We start from the raw sequence: 24,079 nt of genomic DNA on the forward strand, positions 1-24,079 counted from the left end.
GGGAGAGCCCCGGGGCGGACCAATGGAGGAGACACCCCATGGACGCCACCATCGCCGGATCCGGCGCCGTCGCGAGCGCCGCCGCCACGCGGGTGCGCTGGCGCATCTTCGCGGTCGTGTTCGCGCTCGTCGTCATCAACCTGATCGACCGCACCGCCCTGTCGATCGCGATGCCGACCATCGCCCGCGAGTTCGACCTCTCGCCGACGATGCAGGGCGTGATCCTTTCGGCCTTCTTCTGGACCTACGCGCTGCTCCAGGTGCCGGGCGGCTGGCTCATCGACCGCTACGGCCCGCGCCGCCTGATGGCGGGCGCCACCCTCGCCTGGGGGCTGTTCCAGTCGCTGGCCGCCTTCGCGACCGGCGGGCTGTCGCTCCTCCTGACCCGGCTCGGCCTCGGCGCGGCGGAAGCGCCGCTGTTTCCCGCCGGCGCCAAGCTCAACGCGATCTGGCTGTCGCCGCAGGAGCGGGGCCGGGGCGCGGTGCTGATGGATTCGGGCTCGCCCCTCGGGGCCGCCTTCGGCGGCGTCATCATCTCGTTCCTGATCCTCGCCCTCGATTCCTGGCGCCTCGCCTTCCTGGCCGCCGGCCTCGGCACCATCGCCCTCGGGGCGCTGGCCTGGCGCATCCTGCGCGACGATCCCACGATGCATCCGCAGGTCAACGCCGCCGAACTCGCCGCCATCCGGGCCGTGCCGGAGGGCGGGCGCGCCTCGGAAGCTCCGTCCCGGATCACCGCCCGCTCGCTCGCCGGCCTGATGCTCGGCCGGATGGCCTGGGCGATGATCAATTTCGGCCTGCTCACCTGGGGCCCGAGCTACCTCGCCCAGGCCCGCGGCTTCGACCTCAAGCAGATGGGCGCGGCGACCTTCGTGATCTTCCTCGCCGGCATGTCGGGCTCGCTGTTTGCCGGCTTCACCGCCGACGCCCTGTTCGCCCGCGGCTGGTCGCGGGCTGCCGTCTACCGGGGCATGCTGGGCGTCTCCGGCCTCGCCGTCTTCGCGACCTTCGTCGCCCTGCCGCAGGTGGCCGATCCGGTCGGCGCGGTGGCGCTCCTCTCGGTGACGCTCTTCTTTCTCTACTGGGGCAGCCTCTACTGGAGCCTGCCGCCGCTGCTCGCGCCCAGGGACAAGGTCGGCCTCGTCGGCGGGATCATGAACTTCGCGGGCTCGGCCAGCGGCATCGCGGTGCCGATCCTCACCGGGCTGATCCTGCAGGCCACCGGCGCCTACCTGGCGGTGCTAATGTTCTTTGCCGCCTGCGCCCTCGTCTACGTCGCCGGCACGATGCTGATCGCTTACCCGAAAGCCTGAACGAGGCGCCGATGTCCCGCTACGACGGCCCGATCCTCGACGCGCACCAGCATTTCTGGGAGCCCGACCGCAACCCCCATCCCTGGCTGAAGCCCGGCGTGCGAATCCCGTTCCGCTACGGCGACTACGAGGCGATCAAGCGGCGCTACCTGCCGGACGAGTACCGCCGCGACGCCGGCCCGCACGACATCGTCGCCAGCGTCTATGTCGAGACCGAGTGGGACCCGGGCGACCCGCTCGGCGAGACCGCCTATGCCGCGGGGCTGTCCGCCGAATGGGGCCTCCCCAATGCGATCGTCGCGCAGGCCTGGCTCGACCGCGCCGACGTCGCCACGGTGCTGGCGGGACAGGCCGCCTGCCCGCTGGTGCGCAGCGTGCGCCACAAGCCGGGCGGCCCGGCCGCGCCCGACGAGGTCGGGACGTGCCGGACCCTGATGTCGGACGAGATCTGGCGCGCCGGCTACGCGCTCCTGTGCGGTCACGGCCTGTGCTTCGACCTGCAGACGCCGTGGTGGAACCTCGACGAGGCCGTCGAACTCGCCCGCGACTTCCCCGACACCACGATCATTCTCAACCATGCCGGCCTGCCGTCGCGCCGCGATCCCGATAGCCTCGGGCTCTGGCGCGATGCGATGGCCCGCTTCGCCGCCCGCCCGAACGTCGCCGTCAAGGCCTCGGGCCTCGGCCAGCCGGGCCGGGCCTGGACGCCGGAGCTGAACGGGCCGGTGGTGCGGACCCTGATCGATCTGTTCGGGGCGGACCGGGTGATGTTCGGCTCGAACTTCCCGGTCGACAGCCTGTGCGCGGATCTCGCCCCGATGATCGACGGCGTCAAGGCGATCGTCGCGGCCCTGCCCACGGCGGAGCAGGAAGCCTTCTTCCTTGGCACGGCGGGGCGGATCTACGGCGTCGTGCCGGAGGCTCGAGTCCCGTCGTCGCCGGCGCCCGTCCGGGCTTGAGCCGGCCCGGTCGAACGCGTCCCCCGCCCCTTCCGGAAGGCGTATCGACCCTACTGAATATCGTCCGGCTTGACCACGATCCAGTTCTTGTCCGCCGTTCCCGGCAGGCCGTTCTTGGCCTGATCCGCCGCCGCGGCCTTCTGCATCCCGTCGATCTCGGTGCGGTACTTGGCTTTCCGGTCGACCCAGACGCGCAGGCCGCCCTTCGTGGTATCGACACCGTGAAGCAGCATGTAGCCGTCGCTTTTCGGCGTGTCGCCCGCGACCAGGACGGCCTTCTTCCACGGCGCGATGTAGGTCAGGATCGCCGCGTACTTACCGGCGAACCAGGTCGCCGGCGTCCAGAGATACGGCGTGATCTCGAGCGGCATGTTGGCCTTCGGGTCGTAATGCCCCTCGGCGATCTGCTTGCGCGCCGTCGTCAGGGCGCCGGTGGCGCGGTCCTTGAGGAGCGTCGTGACGCCGATCACGTTCTGCGGCTTGACGTTGTAGCCGTAGCGCGGATCGGAGGCGACCATGCGCACCAGTTCCTCGTGCGCCGCGGTCATGACGTAGACCTCGATGCCGTTCTCCATCAGCTTGGCATACAGCTCCTGCATGCCGCGGAAGAGCTGGGGAGTCTTGACCTCGGTCTTCTTCAGGGTGTCGCCGTCATAATAGGTCGTCGGGATCGGCTTGGCCGAGCTCATCATCTCGTCGAGGTGGACCTTGAGCTGCGCCAGGGTGAACCCAGAGAATGACTGGGCGATCCAGGGGTAGCAGACCAGGTCGTCGATCTCGCACAGCCGGTTGTAGTAGCTGTACAGGCTCTCCTTCTGCCCGTCCTTGTCCTTGAACGGGACCAGCTTGAGCGAGGGATCGAGGTTTTCGCGCGTCAGCACGCCCTTCATCTCAAGGTACGGTAGAAGGGCCTCGGTCAGGTCGTTGCGGTAGGTCGTGTTGTCCATGTCGAACACCGCGTAGGCGCCTGAATTGGCATTCGCGGCGATCATCGCGTCGATCCGGCTGGCGGCCTCCTTGGGCCAGTGCGTCAGCTCGGCCGCGTCGGCCTGACCTGACAGGCCGAGAAAGGCGAGGCCGAGGAGCCAGCCGGACGAGCGCTTCATGGGTAAACCTCCTGGTGGGGGCTGCAAAAAGAGCCCGCCCCGCGGCGGTTGAGTGCGGGTCGGGTATCCTGGCGAGAATTCGGGACGGTCGCGCGACGAAACGAATTTGTCTGCGTGCTGATCAGTCGACGGCGCGAGCGGCGAACCGTTAAGCTAGAGGCATTACGCTCGTATGACACACGCGGTCCATGCGGACCTTACGCAAGCTGGCTCCGTGTCCGGTGCCGGCCGGCCTTCAGGCCGCCCGGGCGGGGAGGCGCCGGACCGGGGCATCGCCCGCCACGTGGTAGGGCGCGTCGCTGCGCGGCAGCGGAGCGCGGCCCCGGATCCGGTCGGCGATCTTCTCGGCCATCATGATGGTCGGCGCGTTGAGGTTGCCGGTGACGATCAGCGGCATGATCGAGGCGTCCACCACCCGTAAGGCCTCGAGACCGTGAACGCGGCCCTCCGCGTCGACCACCGCCATCGCGTCGGTGCCCATCTTGCACGAGCACGAGGGATGATAGGCGGTCTCGCCGTGGGCACGCACGAAGGCGTCGATCTCGGCATCGCTGCGCAGGGCCGGTCCCGGGCTGATCTCGCGGCCGCGATAGGGGTCGAGCGCCGGTTGCGCGATGATCTCGCGGGTGATGCGGATCGCGTCCCGGAACTCGCGCCAATCCTGCTCCGTCGACATGTAGTTGAACAGGATGCTCGGATGATCGTCGGGATCGCGGGAGGTGAGCCGCACCCGCCCGCGGCTCGGCGAGCGCATCGAGCCGACATGCGCCTGGAAGCCATGCGTCTCGACCGCGTTGCTGCCGTTGTAATTGATGGCGAGCGGCAGGAAATGGTACTGCAGGTTCGGCCAGCCGAAATCCTCGCTCGACCGGATGAAGCCCCCCGCCTCGAACTGGTTGCTGGCGCCGATGCCGGTGCCGGTAAACAGCCATTGCGCCCCGATCAGGGGCTGGTTGTAGACTTTCAGCGCCGGCGCCAGCGAGACCGGCTTCAGGCACTCGTACTGGACGTAGATCTCCAGGTGATCCTGGAGGTTCTCGCCCACCCCCGGAAGATCCTGCACGACCGGGATGTCGAGGCCGCGCAGGAGGTCGGCCGGGCCGACGCCCGAGCGTTGCAGGATCTGCGGCGAGGCGATCGCCCCGGAGCAGACCAGCACCTCGCGGCGCGCCCGCGCCGTCGTCGACCCGCCCTTGCGCCGATAGGCGACCGCGACCGCGCGGCGCCCCTCGAACAGGATCCGGTCGGTCAGCGCGTGGGTGACGATGGTGAGGTTCGGCCGTCCCCGCGCCTGGTCGAGATAGCCGCGGGCGGTGCTGGAGCGGCGCCCCGCCGGGGTCACGCTCCGGTCCATCGGCCCGAAGCCCTCCTGCTGCCGGCCGTTCAGGTCGGTGGTGCGGGGATAGCCCGCCTGCACCCCGGCCTCGACCATCGCCTCGAACAGGACGTTGCGGCCGGGCTTCGCCGTGGTGACGCTCAAGGGGCCGTCGCCGCCGTGATACGGGTCGGGCCCGATGTCGCGGCTCTCCGCCTTGCGGAAATAGGGCAGGCAATCGTGGTAGGACCACTCGGCGAGGCCGGGCAGCTGCGCCCAGCCGTCGTAGTCGAGGGCGTTGCCCCGGATGTAGCACATGCCGTTGATGAGCGAGGAGCCGCCGAGCCCCTTGCCGCGGCCGCATTCCATCCGGCGCCCGTTCATGTGCGGCTCGGGATCGGTGAGATAGGCCCAGTTGTAGCGCCGCCCCTGGAGCGGATAGGCGAGCGCCGCCGGCATCTGCGTGCGGAAGTCGAGCCGGTAATCCGGCCCGCCGGCTTCCAGCAGCAGCACGCTCGTGCCGGGATCCTCGGTGAGCCGGGTCGCGAGCACGTTGCCGGCGGATCCCGCTCCGACGATGATGAAGTCGTACTCGCTCACGCGCGTCTCGGGCATGGTGTCCGTGTCCGTTCTCGTGTCGGTCTCGTCTCGGTCGCCGCATCCGTTCTCAGAACAGCGGAGCGAACTCGCCCAATTCGACCTGGATCGACTTGGTGCGGGTGTAGCGGTCGAGGGCCTCGACGCCGTTCTCCCGGCCGATCCCCGATTGCTTGAACCCGCCCACCGGCATCTCGGGGGGCGATTCGCCCCAGGTGTTGATCCAGCAGATGCCGGCCTGGAGGCCGTGGACGATCCGGTGGGCCCGGACGAGGTCGCGGGTGACCACCCCGGCGGCGAGGCCGTAGCGGGTGGCGTTGGCGCGGGCGAGGGCTTGCGCCTCGTCGTCATAGGCGAGCAGCGTCATCACCGGCCCGAAGATCTCCTCGCGGACGATCCCCATGTCGTCCCGGCACGCCGTGAACACCGTCGGGGCGACGTAGGCCCCTGCCGCGAAGCGGCCGCCGACCGCCTCGCCGCCGGTCAGCAGCCGGGCGCCCTCCTCCACGCCGGAGCGGATGAAGGCCAGGACCTTGTCCCGGTGGGCGTGGCTCGCCAGCGGGCCGAAATTGGTGCTCTCGTCGAGCGGGTCGCCGAGGCGGATGCGCGCGACGCGCGCCAGCACCCGCTCCTCGAACGCCGCCATCAGGGCGCTGGGGACGAAGACCCGCGTGCCGTTGGTGCAGACTTGCCCTGAGCTGAAGAAGTTCGCCGCCACCGCGATGTCGGCGGCGCGGTCGAGGTCGGCGTCGTCGAGGACGAGGAGCGGCGACTTGCCGCCGAGCTCCATCGTCACCTCCTTGAGGGTCGAGCCCGCGGCCCCGGCCATGACCTTGGCCCCGGTCTCGGTGCCGCCGGTGAACGAGACCTTCGCCACCGCCGGATGCCCGGTGAGCCAGGCCCCGATCTCGCCGCCGAGCCCCGGCAGGACGCTGAACACGCCGTCGGGCAGGCCGGCCTCCGTGTAGATCTCGGCCAGGACCAGCGCGCTCAGCGGCGTCACCTCGCTCGGCTTGAACAGCATGGCGTTGCCCGCCGCCAGCGCCGGGGCCGACTTCCAGAGCGCGATCTGGATCGGGTAGTTCCAGGCGCCGATGCCCGCGACGATCCCGAGCGGCTCCCGGCGCGTATAGGCGAAGGAGGTCTCGCGCAGGGGGATCTGGCGTCCCTCGATGGTGGCGGCGAGACCGGCGTAATATTCGAGGACGTCGGCGCCGGTGGCGATGTCGATCGCGCGCGTCTCGGCGATCGGCTTGCCGGTGTCGAGGCTCTCGAGATGAGCCAGCGCGTCGTTGCGCTCCCGCAGCAGCGCGACGGCGCGCATCATCACCCGGCCGCGCTCGCGCGCCGGCAGGGCGGCCCAGACGGCCTGGCCCCGCGCGGCGGCGGCGATGGCCGCCTCGAGATCGTCGCGGGTGGCATGCTCGACCTCGGCCAGCACCGCCCCGGTCGCCGGGTTGATCGACCGGAAGGTGCGGCGGCCGGCCTCGGCGGCGGGGCGCCCGTCGATGAAGGGCCGGCGGATCGCCGGGATGAGCGGATCGGGCGTGGTCATGACGGCGTCCTCGCGTGACGGGGCGGGCGGGGGCGATCAGGTGTTCTGGAGCAGGCCGCGATAGATCTCGGTGTGGTCGCACAGGCCGGCGAGGCGGCCGAGCTCGTCCACGAAGACGATCGGGTAGGGCGAGCGCAGGCGCAGGTCGATCGCCGCCCGCAACGGCAGAGCCATCGGGGCGACGACGACCCGGCCGGCATCGCCGCAGGCCCCCGCCCGGTCGGCCTGCGCCAGGGTTTCCCGGCGATCCCCGATCTGCGCCATGACCGGGCGTTCGTCGGCGCCGAGATGGATCCGCACGGTGCCGCCCCGGTCGAGGAGCACCGTGTTGCCCTCCCGCCGCAGGGCCGAGACGGGGGTCATCACCGTGCCGCTGTCGAGCACTTCGAGCGGGTTCATGTGCTTGACGAACTCGGCCACGTAGGCGTTGGCCGGCTTGAGGACGATGTCGGTCGGGGTGCCGAACTGGACGACGTGGCCGCCTTCCATGATGGCGATGCGGTTGCCGAGCTTCAGCGCCTCGCCGAGGTCGTGGCTGACGAACACGATCGTCCGGTTGAGCTTGCGCTGGAGTTCCAGGAGGTCGTCCTGCAGCTTGTCGCGGATCAGCGGATCGAGGGCCGAGAACGGCTCGTCCATCAGCAGGATCTCGGCATCCGTCGCGAAGGCGCGGGCGAGGCCGACCCGCTGCTGCATGCCGCCGGACAATTCCTGGACCGCCTTGTCGGCCCAAGCTCCCAGCCCGACCATTTCGAGCTTCTCGTCGACGACCCGCCGCCGCTCCGCGACGGGCATGCCGCGCAACTCGAGGCCGAAGCCGACATTGTCGCGCACGCTGCGCCAGGGCAGCAGCCCGAATTGCTGGAACACCATCGAGACGGTGTTCAGCCGCACGTCCCGCAGGACGGAGGACCGGCACCGGGTCAGGTCCACCGCCTCGCCGCGGTGCTGGACGAGCACGCTGCCGCGCGCCACCCGGTTGAGGCCGTTGATCGCCCGCAGGACGGTGGACTTGCCCGAGCCGGACAGGCCCATCAGCACGCAGATCTCGCCCCGCTTCACGTCGAGGTTGACCTTGAAGGTCCCCATCAGGGTGTCGACCTGCCGGCGGATCTCCTCCCGGCTGGCGCCCTGGTCGGACAGGGCCAGGGCGGCCTTGACGTTGCGCCCGAACACGATGTCGACGTCGCGAAGCTCGACGGCGTTCTGCGCGGCGGCGGGGCTCGCCGGCACGGGGATGGCGGGGGCGAAGGATTTCACGTCGACGATGCTCATGGGACGGTCCTCACGGCGCTGTCCCCCGGCCGCGCGGCGCGGGCCGCTTGCACACGCGGTCGAGGATGATCGCCAGCACCACGATGGCGAGGCCCGCCTCGAAGCCCATGGCGATGTTGACGGTGTTGAGGGCCCGCACCACCGGCTTGCCGAGGCCGTCCGCGCCGACGAGCGCGGCGATCACCACCATCGACAGGCTCAGCATGATGCACTGGGTGACGCCAGCCAGGATGGTCGGCATCGCGCTCGGCAACTCGACCTTGACGAGCATCTGCCAGCGCGTCGCCCCGTAGGCCAGAGCCGCCTCCCGCAGGCTCGGGGGGACCGAGGCGATGCCGAGCTGGGTCAGGCGGATCGGCGCCGGGAGGGCGAAGATCACCGTGGAGATGATGCCCGGCACGGTTCCGAGCCCGAACAGCACCAGGGTCGGGATCAGGTAGACGAAGGTCGGGATCGTCTGCATCAGGTCGAGGAACGGGCGGATCGCCGCGTAGAACATCGGCCGGTGCGCCGCCAGGATCCCGACCGGCACGCCAATCAGCACGCAGGTCGCCGTCGACCAGATCACCAGCGACAGGGTCTCCATCGTGGCTTCCCAGTAGCCGAGATTCACCACGAGCAGCAGGGAGGCGACGATGAACAGGGCAAGCCCCACCGAGCGGTGGAGAAGGTAGGCGCCCGCCGCGAAGATCCCGATCAGGGCGAGCGCCGGCACCGCCAGGAGCCCGTCGGTGAGGCCCTGCACCATCGCGCCGAGCACGGTCGAGATCAGGTCGAAGACCGACTGGGCGTGACGGTTCAGGAAGTCGACGCCGTACTTGAGCCAGATCCCGAGCGAGATCTTGTGGGAGACGATCCAGTCGTACATGCACATCCCTCCGCCGGGCGACGTCGCGGGAGCGCCGCCGGCACGCGCCGGCAGCGCGGGGGTCGGAGCCTCACTTCACACCGAGCGAGGCCTCTTCGGCCGGCAGGCCGGGCTTGCCGTCGACGGTCTCGACGCCGGCCAGCCAGCGCTTCCACGCCTCGGGATTGGCCTTCAGCCACTTGTCCGCGGCCTTGTCGGGATCGAGCCCGTCGAACAGGATCGAGCCCATGACCACGTTCTCCATGTTGAGATCGAAGGTCAGGTTCTTGAAGAACCGGCCGAGATTCGGACACTCGGCCGCGTAGCCGGCGCGCAGGTTGGTGAAGATCTCGGCGCCGCCGTAATTCGGCCCGAAGGTGTCGTCGCCGCCCGACAGGTAGCGGATCGGGAACTTGGTGTTCATCGGGTGGGGCTCCCAGCCGAGGAACAGGATCGGCTCCTTGCGCTGGATCGCCCGGTCGACCTGGGCGAGCATGCCCTGCTCGCTCGATTCGACCAGGTCGAAATTGCCGAGGCCGTAGGTGTTGTCCTTGATGATCGTCAGGATCGTCCGGTTGCCGTCGTTGCCGGGCTCGATGCCGTAGATCTTGCCCTTGAGCTGGCGCCGGAACTTGGCGATGTCCGAAAAGCTCTTCAGGCCTTCGTTGTAGAGGTAGTCCGGCACCGCGAAGGTGTACTTCGCCCCGGTCAGGTTCGGGCCGATGACCTCGATCGCCTTCTTGTCGAGATAGGGCTTCCGGTCCGCCTCCATGGTGGGCATCCAGTTGCCGAGGAAGACGTCGATGGTCTTGGCGCCGAGCGAGGCGTAGGTGACCGGAACCGAGAGGGTCTGGGTCTTCGGGGTGTAGCCGAGGCCGACCAGGATGCGCGAGGCGAGCGCCGTCGTCGCGGTGATGTCGGTCCAGCCGACATCGGCGAACCGGACCGTCTTGCACGCGGCCGGGTCGGCCGCGGCCGCGGTCACGAAGGAGGACACCCCCAGCATGGCGCCGAGGACGGTTCCGGTCGCGAGACTGCGCATTGACACCCCCTTTGCAGCCGAGCCCCGTCTTCCCATATCGCGCCCGGTCCGTTGAACAGGCATTCAATACAACGTCAGCCAGCATGTCACGCATTATTTTTCGCCACTTGTGCTGCGATGCGGGCAGGGATGCGCTGCGATTGTGCGATGCAACGGACATAAGTACTTACAAATCAAGATGGCGTCTCGACGCGAGAGAGAGGGGTCGCGGTGACATGGCCGTTGCGCGCCGGACGGAATTGAATGATTGTTCAATCACGGGCCGGAGATCCGGCGGCACGAACGGACCGGACGTTCCGGCGCAAGGACGGCGATGACCCAGCCGAAGCCCCTCCAGACCAGCCCCCTTCACGCCAGCCCGATGCAGACACGCCCGCTGCAGGCCTTCGAAGCGGCGCGCCGCCGCCACCTCGTCGAGGCGACGATCGAGACGCTCGCGGAGGTCGGCTTCAAGGCCGCCTCGCTCAGCGAGATCGCCCGGCGGGCGAACGTCTCGGCGGGCCTGTTCGCGCATTACTTCGGCGACAAGGACGGGCTGCTCGAGGCGACTTTGCGCTTCATGGCGGGGCGCCTCGCCGGGGCGACCGCGGGCAAGCTCGCGGCGTCCCGGACCGGGCGCGAGCGGCTCTACGCCGTCTGCGACGCCGCCCTGGCCGACGAGGAGTTCGATCGGCGCACCAGCGCCGTGTGGCTCGCCTTCTGGGGCCAGATGGCCCATTCGCGGCGCTACCAGCGCGTGCAGGCGATCTACCAGCGGCGGATGATCACCAACCTGCGCCACGGCCTGCGCGGCCTGGTACCCGATGCGTGCGTCGCGCTCCATGCCACGATGATCGCCGCGATGATCGACGGCCTCTGGCTGCGCTCCCACGTGACGAACGCGACGCCCGGCGAGGCCGGGGCGGACGGGGCGGCGGCCCGCGCGGTGGTGCACGCCTTCATCGACGGCCTGCTCGCCGGATCGGGTCTTCCGGCCGCCCCGGATGCGAGGGACGGGATGCGGCCGATCCGCGTCGCGGCGCCCGGCGCGGCGCGGGGGGCTGTCCGGCATGTCAGCCCGGTCACCGGGGAGGAGATCGCCCGGTTCCTGCCGGCCGGCGAGGCGGAGATCCGCCTGGCCGTCCACGAGGCCCGGACCGGCCTCGCCGCCTGGCGCGAGACCGGCGGCCCGGGCCGGGCCCGGATCCTGGCCCGCTGCGCCGACCTCCTGCGGGCCGAGGGGCCGGACCTCGCGCGCCTGGAGACCCGCGAGACGGGGCGCCCGGTCCGGCAGACCGCCGGCCTCGACCTTCCGCGGGCGATCCGCCTGCTCGACCACGCCGCCTGTCTCGCCGATGGGGCGGGGGCCACGCTGGTGGAACTCGGTCGGGATCGGCTCGGCCGCCGGGTCCGGGAGCCGCTGGGTCTCGTCGCCGCCGCGGGACATTGGAGCAACGCGCTTCTCGGCCTGTGCGAGCAGGCTCCCGCCCTGGCCCACGGCAACGCGCTGGTCTACCTCGCCGATCCGGGCGCGACCCGGACGAGCGCGGCGCTGGCCTCGCTCTTTGGCAGGGCGGGCCTCCCGGACGGGGCGCTGACGATGCTGTGCGGCGACCGCGAGAGCGCGCGCCTCCTGCGGGGGGAGCCCGATCTGATCATCGAGCGGTGCGCCGTGACGGACGATCTCGACCTCGGCGCAGGTCTCGGGGACGCCAAGACCGCGACCATCGTGCTGCCGGGGGCCGATCTCCACCGGGCCGCCGCGGCCATCCTGCACGGCACCGGCTCCTGGCTGCGATCGACCTTCGCGGGCCAGACCCGCGTGCATGTCCATGCCGATGCGCGGGACGCCCTGCGCGAAGCGCTCGCCGCCGTCGCCGCCGCGATGCGCGTCGGCGATCCCCTCGATCCCGCGACCCAGGTCGGCCCGGCGCATTCCCCGGCCCACGCGGCCGGGCTGGACGAGGCCCGGCGGGACGCCCTTTCGGCGGGCGCGGAACTGGTCTTCGGGGGAGAGGGACCGCTCGTCCTCGATCATTGCCGGGACGCCATGGCCCTCGTGCGCGGGCACAGCTTCGCGCCGGTCGTGACCCTGGAGCCGTTCGACGATGAGGCCGCCCTCGTCCCGGCGCTCGGGAGCCCCACGCTCCGCGCCGGGATCTTCGCCGGAGATCCCGAGCGGGGCTGGCGGATGGCGCGGGCCCTCGGGGCCGCCTTCTGCGCCATCAACGCCGACGACGACCCGCGCGACGGGGCGGCGCCCGGGGGGGCATCCTCCACCTTCGCCGACTGGCCGGGCGGAGCGGATCGCAGCCTGTCGCGAATCGCCCGGATCGTCGGCCCGGGGCGTCCGCCCGGCACGTGACGCCAGGCGATCCAATCCCAGGCCAGGCTCGACTCGCGATGGGTGCCTACCGGGTCGCCGGCTTCTCCGCATCGCTCGTGCGGGCCGGGACCGACGGGCCGGTCGCGTCGTCCTTGGCGAAGATGCCGGGATCCTTGGACGTCACGTCGAAGGACAGGGTCGCGATGAAGGCCGCGCCGCACCAGTTGGACTGGAATGATCCGTTGGCGATGCCGCGCGGCTGCGCGGTGATCGTGCCGCACTGCGTCTTCGTCAGCGTCGTGTCGTGGTAGCGCAGGTCCAGGGTGACGTTCTTCACCGTGTAGGCGATGCCGACGTTGCCGTAGGTGTAGTTTGGCAGGTTGAAGCGCCCGAAGGAGGCGTTGGTCGTCCCGAGGAAGTAGTGCCCGACCTCCGACGACAGCATCAGCCCGCTCGGGAGGACGCCGAAGGTGCCCGCGGGAATGGAATACTTCATGATTCCCGAGACGTAGGTGCCCGGGGCGTGGGTGCCGAAATAGCTCGGCGAGGTGTAGACGTTGGCGCCCAGGGTGAGGGCGTCGTTCACCGCGTAGGCCGCCTTGGCGACGAACTCATAGTAATCGGCGTTGTTGGCGGTGTAGATCGTCCCGTCCGGCCCGCGCAGCGCGCGCTCGTTCGGGTAGTTGTAGAACAGATAGCCCAGATCGAAGCTCCAGGCGCCGAAGGTCGGCCGGATGCCGGCGGAGAAGTCCATCTCCATGAACGGGCGGTTCGGCAGCGTCACCGACTCGCCGGCGATGCCCGCATAGACGAGGCCGTCGAGCGCCTGCATCTCCAGGTAGCCCTGCACCCCGGGATTGCGGTTGGTCTGGGAAATGCCGCGTGAATTGTAATCCGTGACGGCCCGGAAGCCGAACGACGCGGACACGGCCTGCGGATCGACGACCGGCAGCACCGGGACCGGCACTGGCGCATCGGCGGCATGGCCGAGGGCCGGCGCCAGCCCCGTAAGCAGCAATGCAAGGTGCAGGCACCGAGAAGGCATGAACAACTCCTCTTGCGTGTAAGTTCTTGGCAAAGTTTTCTGCCAATTTGATGATTTTATCGAATGACAGACGGCATATGAAGATCCAGCCGACCCTTCATAGGCAGGCATTATCGCCGGTCCGTCGTCGCCGTCTCTGCGGAATGGAGCATCCGGACGGTCTGATTGTCACGCATTCAACGGTACGATCGTACGATCACATCGCGCCTGATGCTAAAATACGTCACTCACTTGGTCATGCAGTCTAGCATGGTCAAATATGTGGGCGAATTGATCATAAGCGTCTGATCGACAAAATAATAAAAAAAATATTCTTTTGAACGAAGCTTTATACTTATATATAATATTTATACTCTTTGTCTATTTCGGATTTTTGATGAAAATTCTTAATATAAGATCGGTATATATTATAAAATTGTCTACAATTGTCTATTGCTTTATAAAAATGCCGTTTTGGGTCTGTAAATTTTTTTGATTCTGTGATGCTTCGATAAATTTATATTTTGATATTATTTCATTTGAATTTGCAGATGAATTCGGGAAAATCCGATAGATTCGTTGCTTGCTGTCGTGGCGGTCTCGACCTCTTTGCTGCCGAGCACCGATTGCGGCCCGCCGCGTGGTGGAACGCGGCCACGACCGAGACGGGGTGGCGCGACGCCGTTGCCGTCATGGCCGCCTTCGGGCTCTTCGCCACCGCACTCGCGGCGCCCCGCACCGAGGCGGCCTCGAAGGGGGCTCGGCCGCCGGCCACGGCCATGACGAGGTTCGTCGACGAGCACCGGGGAGTTTGCACGACGCCGGGTGCCTGCCCGGAGGGGGAATCGAACCACCGGTCGGCAGCGTCGGCAGGCCCATGTCGGCGACCGACCCCAGCCGCCTGCCCCAAGGCAAGCAGCTTCCGTAAAACCCGGCGCGGCTCACATTATACCAACAGTCCAAGAGGTTGACGCGTCGGACTGTTGACCCATCTCGAATTTTCGACACCAAGCCAGAGGCTTGGCGAAAATCCGAGAACAGAACCAAAGGTCGTTTTCAACGACCGTTGGTATGACACGGCGCGATCAGCCCAGGCCGAATGTCGGCAGACGAGCGTCCATTTCCGCAGTCCAGGTTGCCAGGAGCTCCTGGTTCGTACGGTGGCGCAGGCCGAAGCGCCGGAGGGTGTCGAACCGGGTGGAATCCTCGCGGCCGAAGCTCGCGGCGACCCGGGGCCGCCAGAAGGCGACGCTGCGCCGCGCCGCCGCGCGCCCGTCCTCGGTGGCGACGATGCGGGTGAGGCCCTCCTCGCCGAGTTCGGCGTGCCGCGCCTCGCGCGGGGCGATCGCGCGAAAAACGTCCGCCAGCGGCGCATACGACACGCGCGAGAATTCCTGCAGCTGGATGCCGACGGCCCGGCCCATGAGCACGTTCATCACCACGGCGTCGATCCAGCCCTGCAGCGGGGAGTGGAACACCGAGAGCCGCATGTCCGAGCCTCGGCGCGACGCCCCGATCTCGGCGTCGCGCGTGAGGCGGGCCGCCCAGGGGTGATGGACGGCGTAGCGGGCGGTATCGGCCCCGAAGGTGCCCATCAGGTCGAGCACGCGCTCGGCGTGATCGGTCTTCTCGAGCACGATCCGCGAGGCCGCGATCCGCGCCTTGAGGCTGGGAGCGTCGTTGATCACCTCGGCGAACCCCGCCGAGCCGGCCAGCTCGCTGTCGACGAAGGTCGCCATCAGCCGCAGCAGCTCGCCGCGGTAGCGCGGGGGCGCATTGGACGGAGTGGTCAGGATGCCGCCCTGCGCCAGGTAATCGTCGATCGTCATCGTCTCCGACACCATCCCCTCCCCGCCGCCCCTATTGATCGTAGCTGACGACCAGCTTGTCCGTCGTCGGGTAGCACTGGCAGGTCAGGACGTAGCCCTGACGCACCTCGTAATCCTCCAGCGCGTGGTTGGTGATCATCTCGGCCTCGCCTTCCAGGACCTTGGCGCGGCAGGTCGAGCAGACGCCGGCCTTGCAGGCGTAAGGCGCATCCATGCTGTTGGCGAGCGCCGCATCGAGCAGACTCGCGCCCTGCTTCGGCATCTTAAAGGTGCGCGTCGCGCCGTCGAGCGTCACCGTCGCCTCGCATTGCGCGTCCGCGGCGGAGGCCGAGGTCGACACCGCTCGCGCCCTGGCCCGGCCCGGCTGGCCCGAGGCGAAGAGCTCGAACTTGATCTGCGCGTCCGTCAGGCCGTGCTCGCGCAAGGAGGCCGCGATGCCGAGCATCATCGGCTCCGGCCCGCAGATGAAGGCGGTGTCGACCGACCCGACATCGACCCAGAGGCGGAACAGCGCGGCGCATTTCTCCGCGTCGATGCGCCCGGTGAACAGGTCGATGTCCTGCGTCTCGCTCTCCAGGACGTGGACGATCGCCAGCCGGCCGAGATGGGTGCTCTTGAGGTCGTCCAGTTCCTCGCGGAACATGATCGAGGAAATCTGGCGGTTGGCGTAGACCAGCGTGAAGCGCGAGCGCGGCTCGCGGGCGAGCACCGTCTTGAGGATCGACAGCAGGGGCGTGATGCCGCTGCCGCCGGCAAATCCGAGATAATGCTTGGCGGCCTCCGGCTCGATCGGCGTGTGGAACGCCCCCATCGGCGGCATCGCCTCCAGCACATCGCCGGCTTTAAGCTCCTGGTTGGCCCAGGTCGAGAATGCGCCCCCCTCGACGCGCTTGATGCCGACCCGTAGCGCGCCCTCGTCCCGGCCGGCGCAGATCGAGTACGAGCGGCGCAGCTCGACGCCGTCGAAGGCGCGCCGGAAGGTCAGGTACTGGCCTTGCGTGAAGGCGAAAGCGTCGGCATCGCCGTCGCGGGGCTTCAGGGTGAGCACCACCGCGTCCCGGGTTTCACGCCGGATCTCCGCGACGTCGAGGGGATAGAAGCGTGCCATGACCGCCGGTCGTCCCAGGTTGGAGCATTCCGCGACGAAGTCGACACCGGTTCGTCGAAGAAAATGCGGCAAATAAAAGGCCCGGAGAGCTTCGCGAGTGCAATGCGATCGTGACGCTCTCTAGATGCACTTGAAGTAGTCGAACGGTTCGAGGCAGTCCGTGCAACGCCAGCTCGCCTTGCAGGGGGTCGAGCCGAACTGGCTGACCCGCTCGGTCCGGTTCGAGCCGCAACGCGGGCAGGCCACGGCAAGGTTCGAAGCCCCGGTGAGCCGGCCGATCCGCCCGAGCAGCCGGCCATCCGCCGCCGTCCCGTCGATCGGCGGGGCGATGCCGTAGGCCCGCAGCGTCTCGCGGGCGGCCTCCCCGATCCAGTCGCTGGTCCAGGGCGGCGTCAGCGAGCGCTCGATCCGCAGGCGCTCGATCCCGCGGGCGCGCAACGCCTCCTCGATGGCGAGGTTGATCACAGCCGTCGCGGGGCACCCCGAATAGGTCGGCGTCACCGTGACCACCAGGGTGTCGCCGTCCCAGGCGAGGTCGCGGACGATGCCGAGATCGACCACCGAGATCACCGGAATCTCGGGATCCGGCACCTCGGCGAGCCAGCCGCGGATCTCGTCGGGCGCGGGCCGGGCGTGAGCCTCCATGGCGCCCTACCAGGTCGCGCCGGGATAGGCGCGCTGCAGGAACTGCATCTCGGCCAGCATCCGTCCCAGATGCTCGGTGTGGATGCCCCGCCGGCCGCCTTTCTGAGCGAATGGGCTTGCCGGGACCGCGAGCGTCGCCTCGGCGAGGATCGGCAGCACCGTGGCGTCGAAGCCTGAGCGGAGGCTCGCCGGATCGGGCGCGATGCCGGCCTCCGTGAGGGCCGCGTCGGTGGCGTCGCTCAGGAAGAACTCGCCCGCATAGGGCCACAGCAGGTCGAGGGCGGCCTGCATCCGGCGGTGGCTCTCCTCGGTGCCGTCGCCGAGCCGCACGACCAGGTCGGCGGATTTCTCGAGGTGGTAATGCGCCTCCTTGATCGCCTTCCCGGCGATCTCGGCCACGCGCGGCTCCGACGACGAGGTCAGCGCCCGCAGCATCGCGACGTGCCAGGCATCGAACAGGAACTGGCGCATGATCGTCTGGCCGAAATCGCCGTTCGGCAGCTCGACCAGGAGGACGTTGCGAAAGTCCCAGACGTCGCGCAGGAAGGCGAGGTCGTCGGCGTTACGCCCCCTCCCCTCGATCTCGCCGGCCAGCCCGAGCCAGAACCGGGTCTGGCCGATCAGGTCGAGGGCGATGTTGGCGACCCCGATATCCTCCTCCAGCACCGGGCCGTGGCCGCACCATTCCGACAGGCGGTGCCCGAGCACGAGGGTAGTGTCGCCCATCCGGGTCAGGAACTCGAACAGGGCGGCGCGGGCGGGCGCGTCCTTCTCCGCATCGCGGACAGGCCGGCTCACGGCCGCGGCCGCCGCGGCCAGCGCAGCGGCATCCGGCGTCATCACGTCGGGCAGGGACGGCATCACATGTGCCCCACTTCGTCCGGGATGTCGTAGAAGGTCGGGTGCCGGTAGACCTTGCTGTTCGCCGGCTCGAACAGCGGGCCCTTGTCGCTCGGGCTCGAGGCCACGATGTCGCTCGACCGCACCGCCCAGATGCTCACGCCCTCGTTGCGGCGGGTATAGACGTCGCGGGCGTTCTTGATCGCAAGCTCCGCGTCGGGCGCGTGCAGGCTGCCGACATGGCGGTGGTTTAGCCCGTGCTGACCGCGGATGAAGATCTCCCATAACGGCCATTCGCTGGACATGCGCGATCCTCCCGGGATGCTTGTGTCTCGGGCAGGCCGGGGGCCGCCCATTGTTCCCCGATCACTCGGCGGCGACGGCCATGGCGGAGCGGCGCGCCGCCTTGTCCGCATGGGCCTTCAGCCCGTCGCGGAACCAGGCGCCGTCCTCCCAGGCCTTCACCCGCGCTCCCAGCCGCTCGCGGTTGCACGGCCCGTTGCCGGCGATGACGTCGAAAAACTCGCTCCAGTCGGGCTCGGAGAAGTCGTAGCCGCCCTTCTCCTCGTTCCAGCGCAAGTTCTCGTCCGGGACCGTCAGGCCGAGATGCTCGGCCTGCGGCACGGTCTGGTCGACGAATTTCTGGCGCAGCTCGTCGTTGGTGTTCATCTTGATCTTCCAGGCCATCGACTGGGCCGAATGGACCGAATCCTTGTCGGAGGGCCCGAACATCATCAGCGCCGGGTACCAGAACCGATTGAGGGCGTCCTGCGCCATGTGCTTCTGCGCTCGCGTGCCGCGCGCCATCGTCCTCATGAGGTCGTAGCCCTGGCGCTGGTGGAAGCTCTCCTCCTTGCAGATCCGGATCATCGCCCGGCTGTAGGGCCCGTAGGACGTCCGCTGCAGCGGCACCTGGTTCATGATCGCCGCGCCGTCGACCAGCCAGCCGACCGCGCCCATGTCGGCCCAGGTCAGGGTCGGGTAGTTGAAGATCGACGAATACTTCATCTTGCCGGCGTGGAGCCGTTCCATCAGCTCGTCGCGGCTGACGCCGAGGGTCTCGGCGGCGCAGTAGAGGTAGAGCCCGTGGCCGGCCTCGTCCTGGACCTTGGCGAGCAGGATCGCCTTGCGCTCCAGCGTCGGCGCCCGGGTGATCCAGTTGCCCTCCGGCAATTGCCCGACGATCTCCGAATGGGCATGCTGGCCGATCTGCCGGATCAGGGTCTTGCGGTAGCCCTCGGGCATCCACTCCTTCGGCTCGATCTTCTCGCCGCGGTCGATCCGTTCCTGGAACGTGCGCTCCTCGGCCGACATCTCGTCGAGCCCGCGGACACGGGTGCCGTCCGTCTTCACCAGCTGCGCATACATGCGACACCCTCCCGTCGGAACGCGGACCCCGCCCCCTGGCACCGCCACCCTTTTCTCATTCGGGCAGCGACCGTGACGGCCGGTCCGAGCATTTGCCCGATTGTCTACCATCGAAAGCATCACACTGCAACGCCATTTTTTGGATTTGATGTGATGTCTCGATCCGACGCCGCCCGCCCGCGGACGAGCCCCGGCGGTGGGTCAGGCCTCGTCGCGGATCCGGCTGAGGGAGGCCGTCCGGCCGACCGTCTCCGCCGTCTGCGCCGGCAGCCGCTCGTCGCCGGCCAGGAAGTGGTGCCCGACATGACGGTCGGCGGCGGGCGAGAGGCGCAGGTAGAGGTCGGCAAACAGCCGGCGGGCGCGGTGCCCGCTCCAGTCGGGCGGCAAGGTCGCGGCGGGCAGCCGCGCATCCCGGAGCGCCGCGTGACGATAGGCATGGACGAGCAGCAGCCGCAATTGCAGCGCTTCCTCGTCCGTCGGTCGGGCCCCGGCATCGAGCGCATCCGCGATTCCCGTGAAGGCCGCCAGGAAGGCGTCGTAGGCCGCCGCGAAGACGGCGAGGTCCCAATGCGCGGCGACGAGGTCCGCGAGCCTCGGGCTCGCCGCGGTGCCGGCCTCGAAGACCACGAGGGCGGGATCCGCCGGCCGGTGACGGGCCGGTCCGAGCAGCCAGTGCGGCCCGAGCCGGACGAACCCCGCCCGTTCCAGCGACGGCCCGGCCTCGCCGGCCTGGTCGAGCCCGAGCCAGACGAACAGCCACCCGGGCTCGGATTGCGGCGCGAACAGGGTCCGGGCGGCGGACAGGAACTCGCGCCGCGCCGCCTCGGTGAGCCGGTAGAAGCTGCGCCGGCCCTGGCGCTCGCCGTTGAGCTGCCCGGCCGCCACGAGCCGCGACACGGCGGTTCGCACCAGCGTCTCGCTGATGCCGACCATCCGGCCGATCTCGACGATGTTGCCCATCCACAGCCGGCCGCCGCGCGGCTCGACCACGTCGCCGTAGAGGGTCACGATGAAGCCGCCGGAGCGCAGCGGCAGCCTGTCCAGGAGGTGCGCGATCAAGCCGCGTGAGGTCGGGGCCTCTCCCCGGGCCTCGCCGTTGCGATCCGCCGAGGACCCGCGCGCGTCGCTCACGAAGGCCCCCCATCCTCGACCGAAGCGGAAACGAGCCCAGCGCCTTACGTCGAAACCCCCGGCCGCACAACCGGGCGGCCGGGCGGGCCATCACGCGCGTCGGCGCGTACTGCTCGACTCGTTCGACGAGACTCGACTCGTTCGACGAGAACAGACCAAGAGAACATTTTTCATTAAATACGTGAGATAAGGCGGAAAAAACTCTATCATCTCACCCCATCCTGAGGCGGCAGTCGATTGTAGATCGACCGACCTCGAAGGAGGGCCCCAGAAGTCACATGGCCATCTGGAGCCCTCCTTCGAGGATCACTCCGTTCGCACCTCAGGATGAGGTCAATGGGCAGGATTTCTATTATTTCTAATTCTTGAATATCATCTTGCTCTCAAGCAGGCCCTCACTCCTCCTCGAACGCCGCGCGGGCCTCCGGCAGGTCCCAGATCCGCGCGACCGCCGCCGCCCCCTCGCGGACGATGCGCGCCTCGTCGCCGTGGCGGTAGCGGCCCTCGTCGACGAGGATCCGGCCGTCGACCATCACCTGGGCGATGTCGGCGCGGTTGGCCAGCGCGATCAGGCCCCGCAGGGGATCGTGCAGCGGCTGGAGGTGCGGGTGCATCATGTCGACCACCGTCAGGTCGGCGGCGGCGCCGGGCGCGATCACCCCGAGGTCGGGGCGCCGGATCGCCGCGGCGGCTTCTCCGGTCACGGCGTCGATCAGGGTGGCGGAATCCGCGACCTCGGCCCGGCCGGCGGCGATCTTCGAGATCAGCGAGGCGGCGTTCAGCTCGCCGAGCAGATCCATGTTGTAGCCGTCGGTGCCGACCAGCGTGCGGATGCCATGGGCGGCGAAGCGACCGAGCGCGGCGGTGCGGCCGGCCCGGGCGAAGACCCGCGGGCAGTTCAGCACCGTGGCGCCCCGCGCCGCCATCAGGCGCAGGTCGTCGTCGGTACTGGCGATGCAATGGGCGGCGAGCAGGTCCGGCGCCAGGAGGCCCAGCCAGTCGAGGTACTCGGCGGGGCTGCGCCCGTCGTGGCGCGCACGAATCGTCGCGACCTCGTCGTCGCTCTGGGCGAGGTGGGTGGTGATCGGCACGCCGAGTTCCCGCGCCCGGGCGGCGCAGGCGCGCAGCAGGTCCGGGCCGCAGGTATCGGTGGCGTGCGGGCTCATGGCGAGCCGGATGCGGCCCTCTCCCCTGCCCTCCCAGCGGGCGTGGAGCGCGTTCCAGGCGGCGAGGTCGGCCTCGCCGTCGTCGCCGGCGTAAGTCACGCGGCCATCCGGCCCGGCCTTGGCGTCGGCGGTCGAGAACAGGTAGGGCGCGCCGTAGAAGCGCAAGCCCATCTCCTCGGCTGCCTCGAACATCTCAGGCAGGCCGTTGCGGAACGGCTCCATCACCGTGGTGGCGCCCCCCTTGAGGAGCTGCAGGATGCCGAGCTGGGCGATGCTCAGGCGCTCCTGCGGCGACAGCAGGGTGAGCGCGGTCTTCGAGAGCGGCAGCAGCACCGTGTAGACGATGCTCCTGCCGCCTTTTCGGCCTCGGCCGTCCTCGGTGTGGGAGCGGGCGATCGCCTCGCTGAAGCAGTGGTTGTGCAGGTTGAGGAGGCCCGGCAGCACGAAGCGGCCGGGCCGGTCGAAGGTCTCGTCGGCGGCCGGCCGGTCCGGCGTGACCGCGGCGATGCGGTTGCCTTCGACCAGGACCCAGCGGTCGCGCACGACATGGGGACGGCCGTCCCGGCGGGTCAGGACCCAGGCGCCGAAGATCGCGACCGTCGTCACGCCGCCCTCTCGTGCGTCAGGAAGTTCCCGGCGATCGCCTCGCCGGTGGTGATCCAGAGATCGGGGCAGCCTTGGGCGTAGGTCAGGAACTCGCGCAGCAGGCGCAGCCGCATCGGCCGGCCGCTGCATTGGGGATGCAGCACCGTCGTCACCATCGCACCCCAGTCGCGCACCTCGTCGAGCTCGTCCTTCCACAGCGACAGGACGTGCTCCTTGGGAAAGATCGAGCGCGGGCTGAACCGGGTCGAGAGCCCGTGCATCCAGTCGTCGTAGCTCGCCGTCACCGGTAATTCGATCGGGCCGGGCGTGCCGTCCCGCAGCACGTGGCGGTAGGGCCGGACGTCGTCGCGGAACGACGAGGTGTAGACGATGCCGTGCTTCACCAGGGTCCGGCGCAAGCCTTCCGTGAACTCGCCGTAGGGGGCGCGGTAGCCCGTCGGCACCACGCCGAGGCGCCGCTTCAGGGTCTCGAAGCCGCGCTCCACCTCCTCCTCCATGAAGGGCGCGCCCGGATCCGGCATCAGGTGGTGGTAGCCGTGATGGCCGATCTCGTGGCCGCCCTTCAGGATCGCCTCGGCCATCGCCGGATAGGCGTCGACCGCCCAGCCGGTGATGAAGAACGTGCCCTTGAGGCCGAGCTGGTCGAGGAGTTCGAGGAGCTTGGGCGTTCCGACCCGGGCCTCGTAGGCGCCGTAGCTCATGGTGACGAGGCGCTCGGCATGGCCCGCATCCTTGCTGGTCCAGGCGCTCTCGGCATCGACGTCGAAGGAGAGGAACATCGCCGACCGGTACGGGGCCGGCCAGGGGTAGTCCGGGGCCGGCGGGGCGAGGTTGGCGGGGGCGACCGGGATGCTGTCGAGGGCGGCGCGGTTCATGGGCGGTCTCGTGGGGGTGGCGTGTTTCAGAGCACCGGCGTCGAAAGGTTCGCGCTCTCCGGTGCGGCGGGGCTGTCCGGGCTTGGAGGCGCAGGCTTCTCCTCTCCCCGCGGGCGGGGAGAGGGCCGTGTCTCTGTTCAAGAGACACGGCAAGCGGAGGCGAAGCCGGAGCGAGGGTGAGGGGGTCTCGACGAGCGAGACTCCTCCGACACCACCCCCTCACCCTCGCCCTACGGGCTTGCCGCTCCCCCTGGACGGGGGATCAGCCCTCTCCCCGCCCGCGGGGAGAGGGGAAACCCGCGCTCTATCCTGTGGGAGACATTCGGTGATCGTGAGCGGCTACTTCGCCCCGTTGATCACCGCCTTGTCGACGCCGTTCGCCGTGAGCTTCCATTTCTCCAGGAGCGCCTTGTACGTCCCGTCGGCGATGAGCGCGTCGAGGGCGCCGGCCATCGCCTGCTGCAAGCCGGTCTCCTTCACCGGAATCGCGATACCGGTATATTGAGAGGCGATCGGCGTGCCGATGGCCATGTAGGTGTCGGGCTCGAGCCCCATCACGTAGGGCAGCGTCTCGTTACCCTGCACGGCGGCGTCGATGCGGCCCTGCTTGAGCTGGGTGCGGGCATCGGCCGAGCCTTCCGTGCCGACGAACACCACCGGATTGTCCTTGCAGTGCTGCTCGCTCCAGGCGGCGATCTCGCGCGGGAACGAGGTGCGCCGGCTCGCTCCGGCCTTCTTGCCGCAGAGCGAGGACATGTCCTTGAACTCGGCCTCGCGGGCCTTGCGAACGAAGAACTGCGGGCCGCTGCGCAGATAATCGACGAAGGTCGCGGTGTCGTGCCGGGTGGGTAAGTCGGTCATGCCCGACAGGATCGCGTCGACCCGGCCCGTGCTCAGCGCCGGCATCATCTGGTCGAAGCTCGTCTCCTGCCAGGCGAGCTTCACCCCGAGCTTCTTCGCCAGGGCGTCGCCGAGATCGACGTCGAAGCCGGTGAGCTGGCCGGTCTCGGGGCTCTTGAACTCCATCGGCGGGTAGTTCGGCACGATCGCGACCTTGAGCGTGCCGTTCTTGACCACGTCGGGCGGCAGGGCGGCCTTGGGGGCGTCCTGCGCCGCGGCCACAGTGGCGGACAGGCTCATGAGACCGATCGCGATCAGGCGCTTCACAAAAAA

At 69.1% G+C, this 24,079-nt stretch carries 20 protein-coding genes; 3 read left to right on the forward strand and 17 right to left on the reverse strand.

What is annotated here, in order from left to right; genetic code table 11:
* Nucleotides 1-38: 38 nt before the first annotated feature.
* Both AC3AOF_RS33105 and AC3AOF_RS33110 read left to right on the forward strand, forming a co-directional pair.
* Nucleotides 39-1,313 carry an MFS transporter gene (locus tag AC3AOF_RS33105; RefSeq protein WP_488349244.1) on the forward strand — a complete coding sequence of 425 codons (1,275 nt, stop codon included), beginning with the start codon at nt 39-41 and terminating at the stop codon, nt 1,311-1,313.
* A gap of 11 nt (nt 1,314-1,324) precedes the next feature.
* Nucleotides 1,325-2,272: an amidohydrolase family protein gene (locus AC3AOF_RS33110; RefSeq protein ID WP_488349245.1), complete on the forward strand. Its 948-nt coding sequence runs from the start codon at nt 1,325-1,327 to the stop codon at nt 2,270-2,272.
* Between the two features lie 50 nt (nt 2,273-2,322).
* Here the strand turns inward: AC3AOF_RS33110 and AC3AOF_RS33115 are convergent, their stop codons facing one another.
* The 6 genes from AC3AOF_RS33115 to AC3AOF_RS33140 all read right to left on the reverse strand — a co-directional run bounded on the left by AC3AOF_RS33115 (nt 2,323) and on the right by AC3AOF_RS33140 (nt 10,009).
* Complete coding sequence (locus AC3AOF_RS33115) at nt 2,323-3,378, reverse strand: HAD family hydrolase (RefSeq protein ID WP_488349246.1); 1,056 nt, start codon at nt 3,376-3,378, stop codon at nt 2,323-2,325.
* 235 nt (nt 3,379-3,613) lie between these two features.
* Nucleotides 3,614-5,308 (reverse strand): choline dehydrogenase, encoded by a 1,695-nt coding sequence (gene betA / locus AC3AOF_RS33120; RefSeq protein WP_488349247.1) that lies wholly within the window; start codon nt 5,306-5,308, stop codon nt 3,614-3,616.
* Between the two features lie 52 nt (nt 5,309-5,360).
* Nucleotides 5,361-6,845, reverse strand: coding sequence for a betaine-aldehyde dehydrogenase (betB, locus tag AC3AOF_RS33125; RefSeq protein WP_488349248.1), 1,485 nt, complete (start codon nt 6,843-6,845; stop codon nt 5,361-5,363).
* 36 nt (nt 6,846-6,881) lie between these two features.
* On the reverse strand, nt 6,882-8,120 hold the full coding sequence (choV, locus tag AC3AOF_RS33130) for a choline ABC transporter ATP-binding protein (protein WP_236993155.1): 1,239 nt from the start codon (nt 8,118-8,120) through the stop codon (nt 6,882-6,884).
* A 10-nt stretch (nt 8,121-8,130) separates the two neighbouring features.
* Entirely contained in the window at nt 8,131-8,988 is an 858-nt protein-coding gene (gene choW / locus AC3AOF_RS33135; protein ID WP_236993154.1) for a choline ABC transporter permease subunit, read from the reverse strand.
* A gap of 70 nt (nt 8,989-9,058) precedes the next feature.
* Nucleotides 9,059-10,009, reverse strand: coding sequence for a choline ABC transporter substrate-binding protein (locus AC3AOF_RS33140; RefSeq protein ID WP_442919390.1), 951 nt, complete (start codon nt 10,007-10,009; stop codon nt 9,059-9,061).
* 313 nt (nt 10,010-10,322) lie between these two features.
* Between AC3AOF_RS33140 and betI the strand changes: the two genes are divergently transcribed.
* Complete coding sequence (gene betI, locus AC3AOF_RS33145; RefSeq protein WP_488349249.1) at nt 10,323-12,353, forward strand: transcriptional regulator BetI; 2,031 nt, start codon at nt 10,323-10,325, stop codon at nt 12,351-12,353.
* Between the two features lie 46 nt (nt 12,354-12,399).
* Here betI and AC3AOF_RS33150 read toward each other — a convergent pair whose 3' ends face one another.
* The 11 genes from AC3AOF_RS33150 to AC3AOF_RS33200 all read right to left on the reverse strand — a co-directional run bounded on the left by AC3AOF_RS33150 (nt 12,400) and on the right by AC3AOF_RS33200 (nt 24,073).
* Nucleotides 12,400-13,359 (reverse strand): TorF family putative porin, encoded by a 960-nt coding sequence (locus AC3AOF_RS33150; RefSeq protein ID WP_236993152.1) that lies wholly within the window; start codon nt 13,357-13,359, stop codon nt 12,400-12,402.
* Nucleotides 13,360-14,423: 1,064 nt separating this feature from the next.
* Nucleotides 14,424-15,179 carry a Phenylacetic acid catabolic protein gene (locus tag AC3AOF_RS33155; RefSeq protein WP_488349250.1) on the reverse strand — a complete coding sequence of 252 codons (756 nt, stop codon included), beginning with the start codon at nt 15,177-15,179 and terminating at the stop codon, nt 14,424-14,426.
* Nucleotides 15,180-15,198: 19 nt separating this feature from the next.
* Nucleotides 15,199-16,275, reverse strand: coding sequence for a 1,2-phenylacetyl-CoA epoxidase subunit PaaE (gene paaE / locus AC3AOF_RS33160; protein WP_236993149.1), 1,077 nt, complete (start codon nt 16,273-16,275; stop codon nt 15,199-15,201).
* 120 nt (nt 16,276-16,395) lie between these two features.
* Nucleotides 16,396-16,920, reverse strand: coding sequence for a 1,2-phenylacetyl-CoA epoxidase subunit PaaD (gene paaD, locus AC3AOF_RS33165; protein ID WP_236993148.1), 525 nt, complete (start codon nt 16,918-16,920; stop codon nt 16,396-16,398).
* A 6-nt stretch (nt 16,921-16,926) separates the two neighbouring features.
* Complete coding sequence (gene paaC / locus AC3AOF_RS33170; protein WP_488349251.1) at nt 16,927-17,781, reverse strand: 1,2-phenylacetyl-CoA epoxidase subunit PaaC; 855 nt, start codon at nt 17,779-17,781, stop codon at nt 16,927-16,929.
* Complete coding sequence (paaB, locus tag AC3AOF_RS33175) at nt 17,781-18,065, reverse strand: 1,2-phenylacetyl-CoA epoxidase subunit PaaB (RefSeq protein ID WP_236993146.1); 285 nt, start codon at nt 18,063-18,065, stop codon at nt 17,781-17,783. The genes paaC and paaB overlap by 1 nt, the downstream gene beginning before the upstream one ends.
* Before the next feature lie 61 nt (nt 18,066-18,126).
* Entirely contained in the window at nt 18,127-19,128 is a 1,002-nt protein-coding gene (gene paaA / locus AC3AOF_RS33180; RefSeq protein WP_488349252.1) for a 1,2-phenylacetyl-CoA epoxidase subunit PaaA, read from the reverse strand.
* 201 nt (nt 19,129-19,329) lie between these two features.
* Entirely contained in the window at nt 19,330-20,259 is a 930-nt protein-coding gene (locus tag AC3AOF_RS33185; protein ID WP_488349253.1) for a PaaX family transcriptional regulator C-terminal domain-containing protein, read from the reverse strand.
* A gap of 395 nt (nt 20,260-20,654) precedes the next feature.
* Entirely contained in the window at nt 20,655-22,031 is a 1,377-nt protein-coding gene (locus AC3AOF_RS33190; RefSeq protein ID WP_488349254.1) for an amidohydrolase family protein, read from the reverse strand.
* Nucleotides 22,028-22,906 carry a polysaccharide deacetylase family protein gene (locus tag AC3AOF_RS33195; RefSeq protein ID WP_488349255.1) on the reverse strand — a complete coding sequence of 293 codons (879 nt, stop codon included), beginning with the start codon at nt 22,904-22,906 and terminating at the stop codon, nt 22,028-22,030. Before AC3AOF_RS33195 ends, AC3AOF_RS33190 begins: the two co-directional genes overlap by 4 nt.
* 339 nt (nt 22,907-23,245) lie before the next feature.
* Entirely contained in the window at nt 23,246-24,073 is an 828-nt protein-coding gene (locus tag AC3AOF_RS33200; protein WP_488349256.1) for an ABC transporter substrate-binding protein, read from the reverse strand.
* Nucleotides 24,074-24,079: the final 6 nt, after the last annotated feature.

This window comes from Methylobacterium sp. 142-1Y (assembly GCF_057747795.1).

Coding starts and splice junctions, on each gene's coding strand:
- AC3AOF_RS33105 (WP_488349244.1), top strand. CDS start 39: ATGGACGCCACCATCGCCGGATCCGGCGCCGTCGCGAGCGCCGCCGCC.
- AC3AOF_RS33110 (WP_488349245.1), top strand. CDS start 1,325: ATGTCCCGCTACGACGGCCCGATCCTCGACGCGCACCAGCATTTCTGG.
- AC3AOF_RS33115 (WP_488349246.1), bottom strand. CDS start 3,378: ATGAAGCGCTCGTCCGGCTGGCTCCTCGGCCTCGCCTTTCTCGGCCTG.
- betA (WP_488349247.1), bottom strand. CDS start 5,308: ATGCCCGAGACGCGCGTGAGCGAGTACGACTTCATCATCGTCGGAGCG.
- betB (WP_488349248.1), bottom strand. CDS start 6,845: ATGACCACGCCCGATCCGCTCATCCCGGCGATCCGCCGGCCCTTCATC.
- choV (WP_236993155.1), bottom strand. CDS start 8,120: ATGAGCATCGTCGACGTGAAATCCTTCGCCCCCGCCATCCCCGTGCCG.
- choW (WP_236993154.1), bottom strand. CDS start 8,988: ATGTACGACTGGATCGTCTCCCACAAGATCTCGCTCGGGATCTGGCTC.
- AC3AOF_RS33140 (WP_442919390.1), bottom strand. CDS start 10,009: ATGCGCAGTCTCGCGACCGGAACCGTCCTCGGCGCCATGCTGGGGGTG.
- betI (WP_488349249.1), top strand. CDS start 10,323: ATGACCCAGCCGAAGCCCCTCCAGACCAGCCCCCTTCACGCCAGCCCG.
- AC3AOF_RS33150 (WP_236993152.1), bottom strand. CDS start 13,359: ATGCCTTCTCGGTGCCTGCACCTTGCATTGCTGCTTACGGGGCTGGCG.
- paaE (WP_236993149.1), bottom strand. CDS start 16,275: ATGGCACGCTTCTATCCCCTCGACGTCGCGGAGATCCGGCGTGAAACC.
- paaD (WP_236993148.1), bottom strand. CDS start 16,920: ATGGAGGCTCACGCCCGGCCCGCGCCCGACGAGATCCGCGGCTGGCTC.
- paaC (WP_488349251.1), bottom strand. CDS start 17,781: ATGCCGTCCCTGCCCGACGTGATGACGCCGGATGCCGCTGCGCTGGCC.
- paaB (WP_236993146.1), bottom strand. CDS start 18,065: ATGTCCAGCGAATGGCCGTTATGGGAGATCTTCATCCGCGGTCAGCAC.
- paaA (WP_488349252.1), bottom strand. CDS start 19,128: ATGTATGCGCAGCTGGTGAAGACGGACGGCACCCGTGTCCGCGGGCTC.
- AC3AOF_RS33195 (WP_488349255.1), bottom strand. CDS start 22,906: ATGAACCGCGCCGCCCTCGACAGCATCCCGGTCGCCCCCGCCAACCTC.